This is a genomic window from Aquimarina macrocephali, assembly GCF_051627225.1.
In the GTDB taxonomy this organism is placed as follows: Bacteria; Bacteroidota; Bacteroidia; order Flavobacteriales; family Flavobacteriaceae; genus Aquimarina; species Aquimarina macrocephali.
In genome coordinates this window covers 5543120-5560114 of the sequence record NZ_CP151795.1, presented here as the reverse complement: position 1 = coordinate 5560114, position 16995 = coordinate 5543120, and the positions used below count along the sequence as shown (strand labels likewise).

At 31.4% G+C, this 16995-nt stretch carries 13 protein-coding genes and 1 other RNA gene; 10 read left to right on the top strand and 4 right to left on the bottom strand.

Annotation, left to right across the window (positions count from 1 at the left end; all coding sequences use genetic code 11):
* The first annotated feature begins 17 nt into the window (after positions 1-17).
* From AAFU52_RS24670 to AAFU52_RS24650, 5 genes are all read left to right on the top strand, one after another.
* Entirely contained in the window at positions 18-974 is a 957-nt protein-coding gene (locus AAFU52_RS24670; protein WP_024772858.1) for a PorP/SprF family type IX secretion system membrane protein, read from the top strand.
* 97 nt (positions 975-1071) lie between these two features.
* Positions 1072-3042, top strand: a complete 1971-nt coding sequence (locus tag AAFU52_RS24665; protein ID WP_438424114.1) for an OmpA family protein — start codon at positions 1072-1074, stop codon at positions 3040-3042.
* A gap of 125 nt (positions 3043-3167) precedes the next feature.
* Positions 3168-3983 (top strand): mechanosensitive ion channel family protein, encoded by an 816-nt coding sequence (locus AAFU52_RS24660; RefSeq protein ID WP_024772856.1) that lies wholly within the window; start codon positions 3168-3170, stop codon positions 3981-3983.
* A 1751-nt stretch (positions 3984-5734) separates the two neighbouring features.
* Positions 5735-6391, top strand: a complete 657-nt coding sequence (locus tag AAFU52_RS24655) for a TrmH family RNA methyltransferase (RefSeq protein WP_024772855.1) — start codon at positions 5735-5737, stop codon at positions 6389-6391.
* Positions 6392-6452: 61 nt separating this feature from the next.
* Positions 6453-6818 (top strand): VOC family protein, encoded by a 366-nt coding sequence (locus AAFU52_RS24650; protein ID WP_438424113.1) that lies wholly within the window; start codon positions 6453-6455, stop codon positions 6816-6818.
* A gap of 21 nt (positions 6819-6839) precedes the next feature.
* On the opposite strand, the gene AAFU52_RS24645 is transcribed toward AAFU52_RS24650, so the two are convergent.
* From AAFU52_RS24645 to AAFU52_RS24635, 3 genes are all read right to left on the bottom strand, one after another.
* Positions 6840-7604: a carboxypeptidase-like regulatory domain-containing protein gene (locus tag AAFU52_RS24645; RefSeq protein WP_024772853.1), complete on the bottom strand. Its 765-nt coding sequence runs from the start codon at positions 7602-7604 to the stop codon at positions 6840-6842.
* A gap of 137 nt (positions 7605-7741) precedes the next feature.
* Positions 7742-9502 (bottom strand): DEAD/DEAH box helicase, encoded by a 1761-nt coding sequence (locus AAFU52_RS24640; protein ID WP_024772852.1) that lies wholly within the window; start codon positions 9500-9502, stop codon positions 7742-7744.
* Between the two features lie 171 nt (positions 9503-9673).
* Positions 9674-10729: a glutaminyl-peptide cyclotransferase gene (locus tag AAFU52_RS24635; RefSeq protein ID WP_024772851.1), complete on the bottom strand. Its 1056-nt coding sequence runs from the start codon at positions 10727-10729 to the stop codon at positions 9674-9676.
* Between the two features lie 87 nt (positions 10730-10816).
* Between AAFU52_RS24635 and ffs the strand changes: the two genes are divergently transcribed.
* The 3 genes from ffs to fsa all read left to right on the top strand — a co-directional run bounded on the left by ffs (position 10817) and on the right by fsa (position 12663).
* Positions 10817-10915, top strand: an RNA gene (gene ffs / locus AAFU52_RS24630) — signal recognition particle sRNA small type.
* A gap of 121 nt (positions 10916-11036) precedes the next feature.
* Entirely contained in the window at positions 11037-11858 is an 822-nt protein-coding gene (locus tag AAFU52_RS24625) for an SDR family oxidoreductase (protein WP_438424109.1), read from the top strand.
* Between the two features lie 151 nt (positions 11859-12009).
* The gene (fsa, locus tag AAFU52_RS24620; protein WP_024772849.1) at positions 12010-12663 is read left to right on the top strand and encodes a fructose-6-phosphate aldolase; all 654 of its coding nucleotides are present in this window, start codon (positions 12010-12012) and stop codon (positions 12661-12663) included.
* Between the two features lie 55 nt (positions 12664-12718).
* Here the strand turns inward: fsa and AAFU52_RS24615 are convergent, their stop codons facing one another.
* On the bottom strand, positions 12719-14164 hold the full coding sequence (locus AAFU52_RS24615; protein ID WP_024772848.1) for a TlpA family protein disulfide reductase: 1446 nt from the start codon (positions 14162-14164) through the stop codon (positions 12719-12721).
* A 246-nt stretch (positions 14165-14410) separates the two neighbouring features.
* Here AAFU52_RS24615 and AAFU52_RS24610 point away from each other — a divergent pair, with 246 nt between their 5' ends.
* Together AAFU52_RS24610 and AAFU52_RS24605 are read left to right on the top strand one after the other, a co-directional pair.
* Positions 14411-16036 carry an ABC-F family ATP-binding cassette domain-containing protein gene (locus AAFU52_RS24610; protein WP_024772847.1) on the top strand — a complete coding sequence of 542 codons (1626 nt, stop codon included), beginning with the start codon at positions 14411-14413 and terminating at the stop codon, positions 16034-16036.
* 530 nt (positions 16037-16566) lie between these two features.
* Positions 16567-16992, top strand: a complete 426-nt coding sequence (locus AAFU52_RS24605) for a hypothetical protein (RefSeq protein WP_024772846.1) — start codon at positions 16567-16569, stop codon at positions 16990-16992.
* Positions 16993-16995: the final 3 nt, after the last annotated feature.

Sequence of the window (16995 nt, the reverse complement as noted above, 5' to 3'; positions counted from 1 at the left end):
ATATTAAATTAGAGCAGATGAAAAAAATAAAAACAATAATTGTGGTGGCGTTTTTAAGCACTATGTTTTTGAACAGTTATGCCCAACAGGATGCTCAATACACTCAGTATATGTATAATACTATAAGTGTTAATCCAGCTTATGCAGGAAGTCGAGGAGTGATGAGTATTATGGGACTTCATCGTAGTCAGTGGGTTGGTTTAGATGGTGCTCCTCGTACTCAAACCTTAACTATTAATACCCCCATTGGAGGAAATGAGCGAGTTGGTTTAGGATTATCTATAGTAAATGATGCAATTGGTCCTACCGATGAAACATATTTCGATATTGATTTTTCCTATACGATTCCTACATCAGAAGAAGGTCGACTAAGTTTTGGGGTAAAAGCTGGAGGTCATTTATTGAATGTTGATTTTCAGAAATTATCACAGTTTAATACTAATGATGCTTTGTTTGAGAGTAATATAGACAATAAGTTTAGTCCCAATGTTGGAGTAGGGGTGTATTATCACACCAATAAGTTTTATGTAGGATTAAGTGCTCCTAATTTGTTAGAAACTGATCATTTTGATGAGAGCACAACAACAAGTAGTAGTACAGCAGTTAGTTTTTTGGCAGAGGAACGTATAAATTATTATTTAATAGCAGGTCATGTTTTTGATTTGAGTGATGACGTAAAGTTTAAGCCAGCAGTTTTAGGTAAGTTGGTATTTGGTGCACCATTACAGGTAGATATTTCTGCTAATTTTTTATTGTATGATCGTTTGACCCTGGGAGCTGCTTATCGTTGGAGTGCTGCATTAAGTGGTTCTATAGGATTTCAGATTTCAGATGCTATGATGATAGGTTTTGCATATGATCGCGAAACCACCGAGTTAGGTCAGAGTCAATTTAATGATGGGAGTTATGAGGTCTTTCTCAGATTCGAGCTTTTCAAAAAATACAATAGAATGTTAACTCCTCGTTTCTTTTAATTATTATTTAAGGATGATAGACCTTCAAAAAAAATAAAAGCAAAAGATAAGAACCTTAATAAAACCTAGTTTTAGAATTAAGTAAAAACGAAAAACTATGAATTTTACCAAATATTTTATAAATATATCCTTAAGTATACTATTGTCTGGTATTGCTTTTTCTCAAGAAAAACGTTTAGCCAAAGCAGATGAAAGTTTTAGTCGATATGCTTTTGTTGACGCCCGAAAAATTTATCTTCAGGTAGCTGAAAAGGGATATGAATCTGCCGATTTATTTAAAAAAATAGGAGATTCTTATTATTTCAATGCAAGACTCGAAGATGCGATTCCCTGGTATGAAAAACTCACTACGACTTATGTAGATGATATTGATCCTGAATATTTATTCAGGTATTCTCAAAGCTTGAAAAGTGTACAACGATATGACGAAGCTGATAAAATAATGGAACGTTTCAACACTTTAATTGGAAATGATCAGCGAGCAGAATTTTTTATGAATACACGAGATTATCTAAAGTTTATCGAAATGCAATCGGGTAAATATAAGTTGTCAAAACTTAGTGTGAATTCTAAATATTCTGATTATGCTCCAAGTTTTAATAATCAAGGGCAGTTAGTGTTTGCATCTTCTCGTGGTGGTAATAGTGGGATAAGCAGGATTGTACATGAATGGGATGAAATGCCATTTCTGGATTTGTATTCTTCGACTATAACAGAAGAGAAAGGTACTTTACAAGCTCCGAAAAAAATAAAAGGAAAAATAAATACCAAATTTCATGAATCATCTACTTCATTTAGTAATGATGGTCAAACCGTATACTTTACTCGTAATAATTATACCAAAAGAAGATTAGGCTCTAATGAAAAAGGTACAACATTATTAAAATTGTATAAAGCTATAATCGAAAATAATAAATGGGATAATATAGAAGAATTACCTTTTAATAGTAACGAATATTCTATGGCACACCCTGCTTTAAGTGCAGATGGAACCAAACTTTATTTTGCTAGTGATATGCCAGACAGTAGAGGGCTTTCTGATTTATATGTGATTGATATAAATGAAGATGGAACTTTTGGAGAACCAAGAAACCTTGGAGATAAGATCAATACCGAAGGAAGAGAAACTTTTCCATACGTTAGTGATTCGGGACGATTATATTTTGCTAGTGATGGGCATGTTGGTCTGGGAGGGTTAGATATTTTTGTAACCGTTCCCGAAGAATCAGGAACATTTTCTATACCATATAATGTAGGGAAACCAGTAAATAGCTCTGAAGACGATTTTACTTTTGTGTTGAATGAAGATACAAAAATTGGATATTTTTCTAGTAATCGTACTGGAGGAAAAGGAAATGATGATATTTATAGTTTTAAACAAATTGAAGAATTGATCACCACTTGTAATCAATATGTTACAGGAAAAGTTACAGATGCAAATTCAAAAGAAGTTTTGGTAGATGCCGAAATATTTTTATTAGATGATACCAATAGTGAATTACAACGTACTGTAACAGATGCAAAAGGTATGTATAGATTTGATCTGGAGTGTGAAAAACAATATGTTGTAAGAGCAAACAAAACAACATATAACCCTACCGAAACACTTCTTACAACTAATAGTGTATTAGAACATGAATATGACGTTGCTTTACAACTTGATAAAGGTGGATTAGTCGGGAAAGAAGCAAAACCAGGTGATGATTTAGCTAAATTGCTTGATCTGGAAATTATATATTTTGACTTAGATAAATCTTTTATAAGACCTGATGCCGAGGTAGAGTTACAAAAAATCATTGCAGCACTTAAAGAATATCCTAACCTGAAAATTGATATTAGATCTCACACTGATAGTAGAGCAAATAATCAATATAATATGTCTTTAAGTGAACGAAGAGCAAAAAGTACTATTAAATATATTATAGGAAAAGGTAAAATAGATAAATCTAGGATAACAGGTAGAGGATATGGCGAAACGCAATTAGTCAATGCCTGTGCCGATGATGTATCTTGTAGTGAAGAGCAGCATCAACGTAATCGTAGAAGTGAGTTTATTATTCTACAATAGCCATATTATAAAAAGTATTTTGGCTTTGAATTGATTTAATATACCTTTGCTATTCTAAAATTGTATCAATTGTAGCTATATTTTTTATTGTTACAATATTTCAACACAAAATAACACAAATTATAATGGAGAAAGCTCAAGAATGGTTCAATTACGGTATTGAACTGGCAAAAGAATTTGGCCCTAAACTTATTACAGCCATCCTTATTTATATTATAGGATCGTGGGTTATTAAGAAATTAATTAATAGTGCTAGGCAAGTAATGTCTAAAAGTAAGTATGATGAATCTTTACAAAGGTTTTTATTAAACTTAGTGACCTGGTCGTTAAAAGTATTCCTTATCATTATTGTAATTTCAAGATTAGGAGTTGATGTAACTACTTTTGCTGCGGTAATTGCAGCTGCCGGTTTGGCAATTGGTTTGGCATTACAAGGATCTTTATCAAATTTTGCAGGGGGAGTACTTATTATGATTTTTAGACCATATAAAATAGGAGATCTTATAGAAGCACAGGGCGTATTAGGTGTAGTTAAAGAAATTGAAATTTTTACAACCAAATTAACTACTCCACAAAATAAGTTAGCTATCGTTCCTAATGGAGCAATGGCAAATGGTAATATAATTAACTATACAGTAGAAGGAATGATGAGAGTAGATATCACGATAGGTATAGGTTATGATGAAAATATAAAAGATGCAAAAGAAGTATTGCTAGGAGTTTTGACATCAAACCCTAAGGTAATGAAAGATCCTGCACCTTCTGTAAATGTTAGTCAATTAGGGGAAAGCTCTGTTGATTTGGCTGTTCGACCATACTGTACCCCCGAAGATTATTGGGATGTGTATTTTGCTACATTAGAAAACTGTAAACTAGCCCTTGATGCTGCTGGTATAGAAATTCCTTACCCACACGCGGTAGAAATTCAAAAAGAAGGCTAAGCGTAAAAATAAATTAAAATTAAAAATCACTTTCTATTTTCTATAGAGAGTGATTTTTTTGTTTTTGTAAACTGTTTAAGTTTAGAGAGTTAAAAATATCAGAGCCGAGGATAATAATATAACATTTCAAATCTATTATCTATTTTAGTATTGAAAAACAAGATGGATACTTTTATCTTAATAAGAAATTACAGTTTATCTATCAATAATTGACGTTTTTGCAACAGTCTAAAAACAGTTAAAAAGCTTATTATAGCAGTTAAAAGGCAGTATTTGTATAAATTTTATAGAATATTCCTACTTTTTTTAAAGATTTACAACCTTTTATGTGATTTTTTATTAAGTGTAAATATTTGATTATTAGGTAATTGCTGTTTTTTGAACTAATGTAAATGTTAATTTTGTTTACCTTTTTGCAAATATGATTAATCATTTATTTTTTTACGGTAAAACCGGAATAATTATGTGGTATTTCAGTGTTCGGTTTTAACAAATAGTAACTATCTTTAAGTATTGTTTTTGAACAAAACATAATGTAATAATTAAAGAGTAAAAAACTTATTTTCTTACCCCTCCCTGAGTTTTATATTCGATATTGTTTTGTAAAAGAAATATGTAGTTTTTCATCTAAGTAGTAGTTAAATACTTTTGTGAAGAAACAAGCACTTTTATTGTCAAACTGAATTAATAAGAAAATAGAAATGTATTACTTTTATTATATATAAGAGAATACATAATAATTAATATAAAATCAAAAACTTCTGTTTTTGGAAGTGTTTTGATCGTAGTGCTAAAAAAAGAAGTTATAATAAATAAATGTGTAAAGACTGTAGATTTTTAATGTTAGTTTCTTTTATAAATATGTATCATTAAAAATTAAGGTTAAGACAAAAACAACCCCGCAATTGTAAAACTTTGGCGAGCCAACAAAAGCAGGGTCTGAATAGCGATTAATTTAAAATAAATCAATCATTATGAGTAGACTATTATTTCATGTATCTAGAAATTGTCAATTTCGATTTTCAATTGATGGGATGCTTCTTTCCCTTAAGGAAAAATGCATATCGTTTTTCTCCTCTTTTCAAAGGGTGAAATATAGTAATTCTTTATCTTTTTTACGGACTTACCGTACATTTTTTATCACTTTCTTAACACCACATAATACCAGAAAAACTAGCCTTTTATCTTTAGTTAATCTCGTATTTAAGTTTAATGTGCACAGCTACAAGTTGTTAAGATCTTTTTTGATATTTATTTACCACGCCATACAGTATAGTAATGCCAAATTTGATTTTGAGCATAGCTACACTGATACTAAAACCTATTACTATAAATAGCATAACAACAGCATTATAAAGTATGAATTAAGAAATAATGAAAAAGAAAAATTAGGCTAATTATGATACAAATAATTAGTCAGTAAGAAACATTTTGACAATGTGTTTACTTAAACCTTCCGTTTTTAGGGGTAATTTCGGGAGGTTTTTTTTATCTAAAAAAGAATGATTTAATGTGTAGATAGTTATAAAAAAATGTTTGATAGACGATATCAAATTTTAAGTGTTTTTAAATCTGAATTATATATATACTTGAGCCATGTTGTGAATACGTCATAAGTTTTACAACTAAGAAAGCTACGGTGTATGTATTTAAGTTAAATTAAGTAGATTGTAAAAGAGCTATCAGGTATATTATACCAGGTAGCTCTTTTTTTATTTAAAAATAGTCGACGTTTTCATATTTTAGCGGTTATGATAGATATAAAACTTCTCGAATATTTAGAATCATTTCTTACTCCAAGACGACAAGGTTTAAATAAAAAAGTTTTGGAACAACGAACAAACCATTTTACGGTTGCAGTCGAGGATGTGTATCAATTGCATAATACAAGTGCGGTGATACGTAGTTGTGATGTGTTTGGAGTCCAAAATGTGCATGTAATTGAAGAAATAAACGCAAAACGTATAGATCGTGAGATTGCAATGGGCGCTCAAAAATGGGTAGATGTCAATCGATACTCAACTACCAAAGAGTGTCTTGCTACATTACAAAATCAAGGATATCAAATTGTTGCGACTACTCCACATGATGATTCTAAAGTTTTACAGGATTTTAATGTTGATAAACCAGCTGCATTTTTCTTTGGAAGAGAGCAACAAGGGTTAAGTGACCAGGTTCTGGAAATGGCAGATGCCAGATTGCATATCCCAATGGTTGGATTTACCGAAAGCCTTAATATTTCAGTTTCTGCAGCAATCATTTTACAGCATGTTACCTCTACACTTAAAGAAACAAATATCAATTGGCAGTTATCTGAAGAAGAAAAATTAGAAAAACGAATGGAGTGGGCAAAGAAGGTGATTAAAAGTCATGAGCAAATTATTGCGCGATATCATGAGAAAGAGTAACTTTCTAACATCTAACATCTAACATCTAACATCTAACATCTAACATCTAACATCTAATATTATGGTTACTTGGTTCGAAATTCCCGTTATAGATATGAAAAGAGCTAAAACTTTTTATGAAACAGTTTTTGATATTGAAATTAACCTTCAAGATATGGAAGGTGTACAGATGGGGTGGTTTCCCAATCAAAATCAAGTCGGAATTGCTACCGGAACATTAATCTATGCAGGAGAACATTATAAACCTAGTAAAGATGGAGTTTTGGTATACTTTTCTTGTGACAATGTTGCTAATGAAATGAGTAGAGTGGCAGATGCAGGAGGGAAAGTGGTTTTAGGCAAAAAGCAAATCTCTGAAGAGCATGGGTATATGGCATACTTTATAGATTCTGAAGGAAACAGAATTGCATTACATTCGTTACGTTGATAATATGCTCTTGTGTATAGATTACTTTCTGTCTAGTATTTTGTATTCCTCATAACATTCGCTTATCGCATCGAGGATTTGAAGATCGTTTGCAAATTTTATAAAATCAACAGAATAATTACAATTTCGTAAAATCTCATCTATATCCAACCGTCCTACTTGCAGAAGAGCCATTAAAGTCGCACGATCAAATTTAGTCTCTAATAGATTTCTAATCTCATCGTCCTTCTTCATTTTGCGAAGCTTTCTTAATTCCTTTGATCGTTTGCTAAATATATTATATAGAAAATCTGCAGGGTTAAAAATAGCACCCAATACCTTGTTTACAGCTCCAGGCTGCCTGCTACCACCTTCATATCCAGAATTTAACCCAGAAATACTATATCTGTAATTGTTATAGACAGGAATTCTCTTAGCATCGATCTCCAGATAACCAGTAAGTTGTACATCGGCTACAACTACCTCTTCTAGCGCAATTCCTAACTCTGTCATCTTGATCTTAACTTCTCCAAACTTAACCCAATCATTAGTTACTCTAACCTGTAATGGTTTATATCCAATATAAGAGAAATATAGAGTGTCATTTACTTTGGCAGGAATATTAAAATCTCCTTTTTCATTGGTAATTGTTCCTATTACCTGGCTAAGATTAACAATGTGAACATTTTCTAATATCTGATCATTGGCAGCATTTAACACTTTTCCTGATACAGTATTTGAATCATTTACCTGAGCATAAGTAGTTATACCTGCTAATAGTGCTATGTAAAATAATACTCTCTTCATGTATATAATATGACGTTCAATTTTAAATAATATAACATAAAAATCGCGCCAAAAATCATATTTATTTGTTAAGTCTTTATATTCAATGATTTACTGGGGAAATATTTCTTGAATATACAAAGGACAAAACCTCTGATTTATCTACGATCACTACGTTTTCTACGATCTCTTTTTTGATTACCTCCGCTACCTCTATCTTCTTTTGAATCAAAACGTTTTTTACCCTTAGGTTTAAATCCGTCGCTTCTACGTTTTCCTTTAAAACCACCACCATCATTATCACGACGACGTCTTCCTCCTCTACGGCCAGAATCTTTAGATATTTCTACATTAACCTTTCTTCCTTCCATTCTGAAATCTTCAAAAACCTGAAGAACTCGTTCCTGATGCTCAGTATTGGTATTGAAAAAAGAAAAGCTTTCTTTTACATCTACCCGGCTTAAAGAATCACTTCCTATTTCTAACACTTCTTTCAGGAAATCCTTTAAAGTCATCCAGTCAAATCCATCTTTTTCTCCTACATTAATAAAGTAACGCGTACTACCATCTCTGCCAGAATTACTTTCTCTTTCGTTTACAGCATTTAGATCTCTAGATTTTTTGTAATAATTATGAAAACGAGAAAACTCTACCGAAAAGAATTTTTTGATCAATTCTTCTTTAGAAAATTCTTCTAAAACCTCATTAATAGATGGTAAATAACTATCAATTTCATGATTTATTTCTGCTTTTCCGATATCACTGGCTAAATGAAATAGTTGAACTTGGCATATTTCTTCGCCACTAGGAATTTCTTTTTTCTCGAAACTCTTCTTAATAATCCGTTCTACAGATTTAATTTTTCTAACTTCACTTTTAGATACGATAACCATAGAGACACCACTTTTTCCGGCACGTCCTGTTCTTCCACTTCTATGGGTGTAGGTTTCTATCTCATCTGGGAGTTGATAGTTGATTACATGGGTAACATCATCTACATCAATACCACGTGCAGCTACATCTGTAGCAACTAGCATCTGTATTTGGCGATTTCTAAAACTTTTCATCACCAGATCACGTTGATTTTGACTTAAATCACCATGTAATGCTGCGGCATTGTATCCATCACCAATAAGGTTTTCTGCTACTTTTTGAGTATCTCTTTTTGTACGGCAAAAAATCACCGAAAAGATATCAGGATTTGCATCTGCTAATCGTTTAAGGGCAGCATATCGATCACGAGAGTTTACCACATAATATTCGTGAGAAACATTTTTAGAACCGGTGTTTTTATGCCCCACAGTAATTTCTACCGGTGTTTGCATAAATCGTTTTGCAATGGTAGAAACTTCTTTTGGCATTGTAGCAGAGAAGAGCCAAGTACTTTTATCTTCTGGGGTATGAGATAAAATGGTATTAATATCTTCATAAAATCCCATATTTAACATCTCATCGGCTTCATCCAATATACAATAACTAATATTGGTAATGTCTACCATTTTACGGTTGATCATATCCTGCATTCGCCCAGGAGTTGCCACTACGATTTGGGCACCACGCTTTATTTGTTTTGCCTGATCTGTTATACTTGCTCCGCCATAAATTGCTACTGTGTGCAATCCAGGAATATATTTAGAGTAGTTTTTTAGTTCGTTAGTAATTTGTAAACAAAGTTCACGGGTAGGAGAGAGGATTAATCCTTGTGTAATCCTACTGCTACTATCAATCTTTTCGATTAAGGGAAAACCAAAAGCTGCTGTTTTTCCTGTACCGGTTTGTGCTAAAGCAACAATATCCGTATCTTCTTTTAATAAAATAGGGATTGCCTTTTCCTGTACTTCACTAGGGGTTTCAAAACCCATATCATTCACCGCCTTAATAATGGCTTCACCAAGACCTAATGCTTCAAATTTATTCATATAGCTAAAAATAAGCCGCAAAGGTACGGTTTATTATCTGTCTATTACAATAACGAGGAACTTATTATAGTGTTGCAGAAATTTATTGAAAAATGAATCTTTATTGTATCAGAAAATTGAAATATAATGATCAATATTTAATGGTGTATGATTGGTTTTTCTCGAAAAACGCTATGGTTTTTTAATAACTTCAATTTCAAAAAGTTTATCCCAGTTTTTGCCAGTAACAAATAACCGTTTGGTGTCTTTATTATATGCTATACCATTTAGTACATCTAATTTTTCATGTTGGGTTACTTTTTTACGAAGACCACTAAGATTAATTACAGCTTCTAAAGCACCACTATCGGGATTAATTATAGCAATCCCATCCTTTTGCCAGGTATTGGCGTAAATTTTTCCGTCTACCCATTCTAATTCATTAAACCTGGATTTAACACCTTTGTTTGTAGTAACTTCTATATAATCTTCTTCTGCAAGTGTATTAGGGTCAAGTATCCATATTTTTTCTGTACCATCGCTTTTATAGATCTTATTTCCGTTATTACATAATCCCCAACCTTCTTTACTTTGATTATATGCAAAACTTCCAGTTTTCTCTAAGGTACTAAGATTATAGATAAATCCTTCTTTAGATGTCCAGGTCAGTTGAAATATTTTATCATTCATAATCGTAATTCCTTCAGCAAAATATTCCTTTGCGATATCTATTTTTACAAGAACTTCTCCAGTTTTATAGTTAAGTTTTCTTAAAGAAGACATTCCTTTTTTGCCAGTGCTTTCATATAATGTATCCCCAAAAAATTCTAGCCCCTGGGTAAAAGCTTCTTTATCATGAGGATATTCTGCAATAATTTTATAAGAATACAATTTTGGAGATATATTATTAAGAAAAGCAACTTTTTTGCTTATTGTATCTATATTTCCGTCATAAAAAACTTGAGCGGTTAGGATATGATTTCCTAATTTTTCATTATCTATTTTTTCTTCATAACTAAAATCTTTTTTAGAAGCTACTTTTTTATTGTCTAAAAGAAAGGTGACAGAATCAATTTTTATATTTTGAGCGTTTATAATGTTTGCTTTTATCGTCTCACCAAGCATAAATTTTGTTTTATTATCCTCGGTATTGATAGAAAAATATTTTTTTTGCTTATTCTGATTACTTCCACAAGAAAAACTGAGTATGCTTAAAATAATGATGACGAAGGAGTTATGGATCTTCATTGTGATAATTAAATTTTAAGCAAGATATTTATTTTAATTGGGTTTAAAAAATCATTGTTTTATATCCTAAAGATTGTATCTTTGCATCGGCAAGTCCTACACAACTAGCTCCTGTTGAATCCTCCAGGGCGGGAACGCAGCAAAGGTAGACGGTTGTAGCAGTGTGATGTAGGTAGCTTGCCTTTTTTTGTGCCCTAATTTTTGATATTATTTACTAAATATCAACACACAAATCACCATCATCGTTTCCTATCATTTTATATTTTGAGATTAGTAGATCGTTAATCAGAATTGTATATTTGCGATTATGAGCACGAATCAAAAAGATACTGTAGTTTTAATTACAGGTGGGTCTTCTGGGATAGGGAAATCAATAGGAATATTTTTAGCAGAAAGAGGATATATTGTATATGGTACAAGTCGTAATCCATCTCGATTTTCTGATTTTGAGTTTTTTACACTTTTGGAACTAGATGTTGCTAATACCAATAGTATCAAATCTGCTATCGCAACAATAGAACAAAAACATGGGCGATTAGATGTACTAATCAATAATGCTGGAGCAGGTATTACTGGTCCGATAGAGGAAATCCCTAATGAGGAAATAGTACGAAATTTTACTACAAATTATTTTGGTCCAATTAATGTTACTAAAGCTGTTTTGCCAGTAATGCGAAAACAGGGTAGTGGTTTAGTTATTAACATCACCTCTATAGCTGGATATATGGGGCTACCATATAGAGGAATTTATAGCGCTTCTAAAGCTGCATTAGAGATGACTACAGAAGCATGGCGGATGGAATTAAAGAGTTTTAATATTAGAATGACAAATGTGGCTCCTGGTGATTTTGCAACTAATATTGCTGCAGGACGCTACCATGCCCCGGTTATTGAAAATTCTCCATATGAAAAACCATATGGTGATACACTAAAACTAATGGATAGCCATGTAGATTCGGGCAATGACCCTTTAGAAATGGCTGAAGCTGTTTTTAAGATTATAAAAAATAAAAAACCAAAGGTGCATTATAAGGTTGGAGCATTTATGCAAAAATTTTCTATTGTACTAAAAAGAATATTACCAGATAGAGTATATGAGAAAATGCTAATGAATCATTATAAATTATGATTTTTACTTCTGTAATTGAATATAAGAGTTTTATAGATAAAAGATATTTTTTTAATTAACAAAAAGATTTTATTAGCCTACAACGATTATTTTTATATTCGCGATCTATAAAAGTGCAAAATTTATACACAACAATTTTAAAAACAATACTATGAAATTTTTTATTGATACTGCAAATCTTGATCAGATTAAGGAAGCGCAAGATTTAGGAGTTCTGGATGGAGTAACTACAAACCCATCTTTGATGGCTAAAGAAGGTATCACCGGTAAAGAAAATATTATTAATCACTATAAAAAGATATGTGAAATCGTAACCGGAGATGTAAGTGCAGAGGTAATTTCTACAGATTTTGACGGTATTATTAAAGAAGGAGAAGAGCTGGCTAAGCTTCATGATCAAATTATTGTAAAAGTACCAATGATCAAAGATGGTATAAAAGCAATAAAATACTTTAGCGATAAAGGAATTAAGACCAATTGTACTTTGGTATTTTCTGCAGGGCAGGCTTTACTTGCTGCTAAGGCAGGAGCTACATATGTTTCTCCGTTTATTGGTAGATTAGATGATATTTCTACAGATGGACTTAATCTTATCGCAGAGATTAGATTGATTTATGATAATTACGGATTTGATACGCAGATTTTGGCAGCTTCGGTAAGACATACGATGCATGTAATTGATTGTGCTAAGATTGGTGCAGATGTAATGACTGGACCTCTTTCTTCTATTGAAGGATTACTTAAACACCCATTAACCGATATCGGTCTTGCAAAGTTTCTTGCAGATTATAAAAAAGGAAATTAATTTAGTTTTTCCTTGTCCATAAAATTTATAAAAAGCTGCTCTATTGAGTGGCTTTTTAATTTTCTAAACTTGCCAATTGCGTATATTGCATGAGTTGCTTCTCAAAAACAGAAGCAAATAAATCTGTGCTGGGGTTTATTATCTTACCTTCTTGATCTACAAGAATAACTTTATTTCTATAATGAATAACCAATTCTTCTGAAGAACATTTTGGGTATTTAAATTCGTATTCATTATCCAAGTTGTAGTGATGTCTTTTTATAGTTTTTAACCAATTTTTTGTTTGATCAGGGTCAATATTTACAGCAACAAAATCGATACCAGGATACAAAGAACTAAGATATGTTGCTTTTTCATGGGCCTTTACATAATGATCTTTGCTTTCTATCGACCAAAAATATAAAGCAGTAACTGGTTTGCTAAAAAGTGATGATAATTTCACAGTTTCACCTTTTGAAGTAATTAAATCCTGATCAGGAATAATTTTGTTTGGCCTTAATTTTGAAATATGTCTGGCAAGTTTTTTTAATTCCTTTTGCGATCGATTACTGGTGCTTACTGATAGGTAATGTTTTAAAGCTATGTCTGATTCTTTATTATTTTCACTATCATCCAATAAAAAACGAATAGTAGATCTCCTTAATAAGTTATTTTTGATATACGAATGCTCTACAACATTATCAATTAAGTCCAATTTATAAATAAAATTTTCTAAATCATCATTATGTCGTAGTTGATTATCGATATTAGAAAGAGAAGCATTAGTGAAATAACAATTTAAAAACCAATTATAAGAATATAGTCTCTTTAATTCATCATCATTAAAATCAATCTGGTTTCTATAATTAAAAAAAGAAGGAGATAATTCTTTAGTTGCATTGAGACCTCCCATTTCATAACGGCTATTAAAATACAATTCATGCCTCATATAATATTCAAATATAAAACTCGCTTGAGTAAGCTTTTTTGCCAAATTACTCAACTCATTTTTGTTGACTAACTTTTCAAAAGCAGTAGATTTTATATTTAGTAAAGAATCTTGATTTTTTTTAAAATACGAAGAAGACTGCCTAAAACTTGTTCTTTTTAGACTTTCACGCTCAATTTCGTTCTGTAAAAATAAATCGATTAAAAAATTATTTTTTCCCGAACCTTCGCCTGTAAAAACAAGAGATTCGTCAAATTCTAAAGTATTTAATCGAATCAGTACACTATCTCCTTTTTCGAGAAGTACCACCTGGTATTCTGGATTATGTTTAAAAGAATATAACCCATCTTCTAAATTTTCTATTTTGTGTAGAAACCTATTGTTTTTATCCAGCCGAATAGTATCCCTATAATCATAACCCTTAGATAAAATAACATAATTAGTATTTGGGTTTACAATTTCACCTCCAAAATAAGTATATTCTTTATTGTCTTTTTCAGAAGAACCACAGCTACATATAAAGCATGATAAAAAAGAAACTTGAACAAAATATCTTAATACGGAAAACTGCATTTCTGACGCTATAAAATTAACTTACTATTTGCCCAAAAATAAAGGGAAACACCTACTGCGGTTGTTAATTATAAGTTAATTCTATACATATTAACGATTTGGAGCATTTAAATTTTCCAATTTCCAATTTTTTGATGACAAATAGGCTATAGAATAAGTCTTTGAAATTAATGATATATTGTTTCAGGTTCTGAATCCATTTATCTACTTTTGCGGCAAATTTAAATCTTACAATTTTTCATACTCATGCTATCAGTTTCTAATCTTTCTGTTCAATTTGGTAAACGAATTCTTTTTGATGAAGTAAATACTTCTTTTATACAGGGCAATTGCTATGGTATTATTGGCGCCAATGGTGCTGGGAAATCCACATTTCTTAAAATTCTTTCTGGAGTAATGGAAGCTACATCTGGGCATGTACATTTAGAACCAGGGAAACGAATGTCTGTTTTAGAACAGAACCATTATGCATATGATGAGTATACGGTACTAGAAGCTGTAATTATGGGGAATAAACCTCTTTATAAAATAAAGAAAGAAATAGATGCCCTTTATGCAGATTATACAGATGAAAATGCAGAGAAAATAGGTGAGCTACAAGTACAATTTGAAGAAATGAATGGTTGGAATGCTGATAGTGATGCAGCAGCAATGCTTTCTAATTTAGGTATTAAAGAAGAATTGCACTATACCCAGATGTCTGACCTTGATACTAAACAACGTGTTAGAGTATTGATAGCACAATGTTTGTTTGGTAATCCAGACGTTTTAATAATGGATGAGCCAACAAACGACTTAGATTATGAAACCATTTCATGGTTAGAAAGCTTTTTGGCAAACTTTGAGAATACTGTTATTGTGGTATCTCACGATCGTCACTTTTTAGATGCAGTATGTACACATATTTCGGATATTGATTTTAGTAAAATTAATCACTATAGTGGTAATTATACGTTCTGGTATGAATCTTCTCAATTAGCAGCAAGACAAAGAGCCCAGCAGAATAAAAAAGCAGAAGAGAAGAAAAAAGAATTACAAGAGTTTATTGCACGATTTAGTGCGAACGTAGCAAAATCTAAACAAGCTACTTCTCGTAAAAAAATGATAGAAAAACTTAATATCGAAGATATTAAGCCATCAAGTCGTCGTTATCCTGCTATAATATTCGAAAGAGATAGAGAAGCAGGTGATCAAATCCTGAATGTAGAAGGATTAACAGCAAGCCAGGATGGTGATACACTATTTAAAGACATTGATATTAATTTAAATAAAGGAGATAAAGTTGTTATCTTCTCTAAAGACTCAAGAGCCACAACTGCATTTTATCAGGCACTAAATGATAAGCAAAAAGTAGACTCTGGTAAATTTAACTGGGGGATTACTACTACTCAATCATATTTGCCAGCAGATAATAGTGAATATTTTCAAAATGACCTTACACTAGTTGATTGGTTACGTCAATGGGCAACTACAGAAGAAGAAAGAGAAGAAGTATTTATTAGAGGGTTCTTAGGAAAAATGATTTTTAGTGGTGAAGAAGCATTAAAAAAATCAAATGTACTATCTGGAGGTGAAAAAGTTCGTTGTATGTTATCCAAAATGATGATGACAAGAGCAAATGTATTGATGCTGGATGAGCCTACAAATCACCTTGATTTAGAGTCAATTACCGCTTTTAATAATTCATTGAAAAAGTTTAAAGGTACAGTCTTATTTACTACTCATGATCACGAGTTTGCTCAAACCGTGGGTAACAGAGTAATAGAACTAACACCAAACGGAGTTATCGATCGTTATGCTACATTTGACGAGTATATGAGTGATCCAAAAATTAAAGAACTACGAGAAAAAATGTATGGCGTGAATGTTTAATTTTATTGCCAAAATCAGTAAATAACAAGTTAATTTTAGAGTTGTATCTTATAATTCTATACATCTTTCCATATATAGTATTCCCTAATAAGGAGATTAATTAAAACTATTTTAGGAGTATAACTCTGTTTTGAAAAATATAAAAGATAATTTCAAAATACGAGGTTAGCTCTGCTTATAACTTAAGTTGACAAGTGCATTAGTATGATCTTGAAACTATAGTTATGACCATTTGGCAACATATATGTTGTTGAATATTTTGCATGTCTAGATTTTAAATTAAAAAATCACCGTTCAAAAACTTACCTATAGACATGAAATTGAACTACACTTATTTTGTTAAATCAGGTAGTAAGTAGTTGATTTTTAAAAAAATAAAAACTATTTTAGAGGTATGTTATGCGGTTGTCTTTTATTATTTATATAAAAGTATAAGCTTTCACCATATTCTTTCCCCAAAAACCGAAAGTAATTACCGATTTAACGAATAGTTAATAAAACTTTCACAAGCGATTTATAAAATAGTATCGATGTTATTGAGAAAAATTATAAGTATCCTTTTTTTTGGTTTAACCATATTTTCTTTTGCTCAGTGTAAAACTGTAGAAAATAAAACTACGCAAGATAAACCATCACATCAGCCTGTTACACCTATGAAAAATGATATGATTATTTCAAAGCTAAACAGAAATAAGTCGATGGAGCTTCATGTTAAAAAGATAATGAAGCCAGGAGATCCAGCTACTCATTTTGAATATACTGTATATAACGCTGTAACAAAAAAAATTATAAAACAAGGATATTTTAGAGGGTCTAATGTTGATTGGAATGATGATACCTCTATAAAACTTGTTCCTTACATCGGGATGGAACAAAAACCGACTTCTGAAAATCCTGATGATCTACTTCAGTCAAAGACTCAAACACAAATAACAATTATTAATTTAAACAACTAACTC

Coding starts and splice junctions, on each gene's coding strand:
- AAFU52_RS24670 (WP_024772858.1), top strand. CDS start 18: ATGAAAAAAATAAAAACAATAATTGTGGTGGCGTTTTTAAGCACTATG.
- AAFU52_RS24665 (WP_438424114.1), top strand. CDS start 1,072: ATGAATTTTACCAAATATTTTATAAATATATCCTTAAGTATACTATTG.
- AAFU52_RS24660 (WP_024772856.1), top strand. CDS start 3,168: ATGGAGAAAGCTCAAGAATGGTTCAATTACGGTATTGAACTGGCAAAA.
- AAFU52_RS24655 (WP_024772855.1), top strand. CDS start 5,735: ATGATAGATATAAAACTTCTCGAATATTTAGAATCATTTCTTACTCCA.
- AAFU52_RS24650 (WP_438424113.1), top strand. CDS start 6,453: ATGGTTACTTGGTTCGAAATTCCCGTTATAGATATGAAAAGAGCTAAA.
- AAFU52_RS24645 (WP_024772853.1), bottom strand. CDS start 7,604: ATGAAGAGAGTATTATTTTACATAGCACTATTAGCAGGTATAACTACT.
- AAFU52_RS24640 (WP_024772852.1), bottom strand. CDS start 9,502: ATGAATAAATTTGAAGCATTAGGTCTTGGTGAAGCCATTATTAAGGCG.
- AAFU52_RS24635 (WP_024772851.1), bottom strand. CDS start 10,729: ATGAAGATCCATAACTCCTTCGTCATCATTATTTTAAGCATACTCAGT.
- AAFU52_RS24625 (WP_438424109.1), top strand. CDS start 11,037: ATGAGCACGAATCAAAAAGATACTGTAGTTTTAATTACAGGTGGGTCT.
- fsa (WP_024772849.1), top strand. CDS start 12,010: ATGAAATTTTTTATTGATACTGCAAATCTTGATCAGATTAAGGAAGCG.
- AAFU52_RS24615 (WP_024772848.1), bottom strand. CDS start 14,164: ATGCAGTTTTCCGTATTAAGATATTTTGTTCAAGTTTCTTTTTTATCA.
- AAFU52_RS24610 (WP_024772847.1), top strand. CDS start 14,411: ATGCTATCAGTTTCTAATCTTTCTGTTCAATTTGGTAAACGAATTCTT.
- AAFU52_RS24605 (WP_024772846.1), top strand. CDS start 16,567: ATGTTATTGAGAAAAATTATAAGTATCCTTTTTTTTGGTTTAACCATA.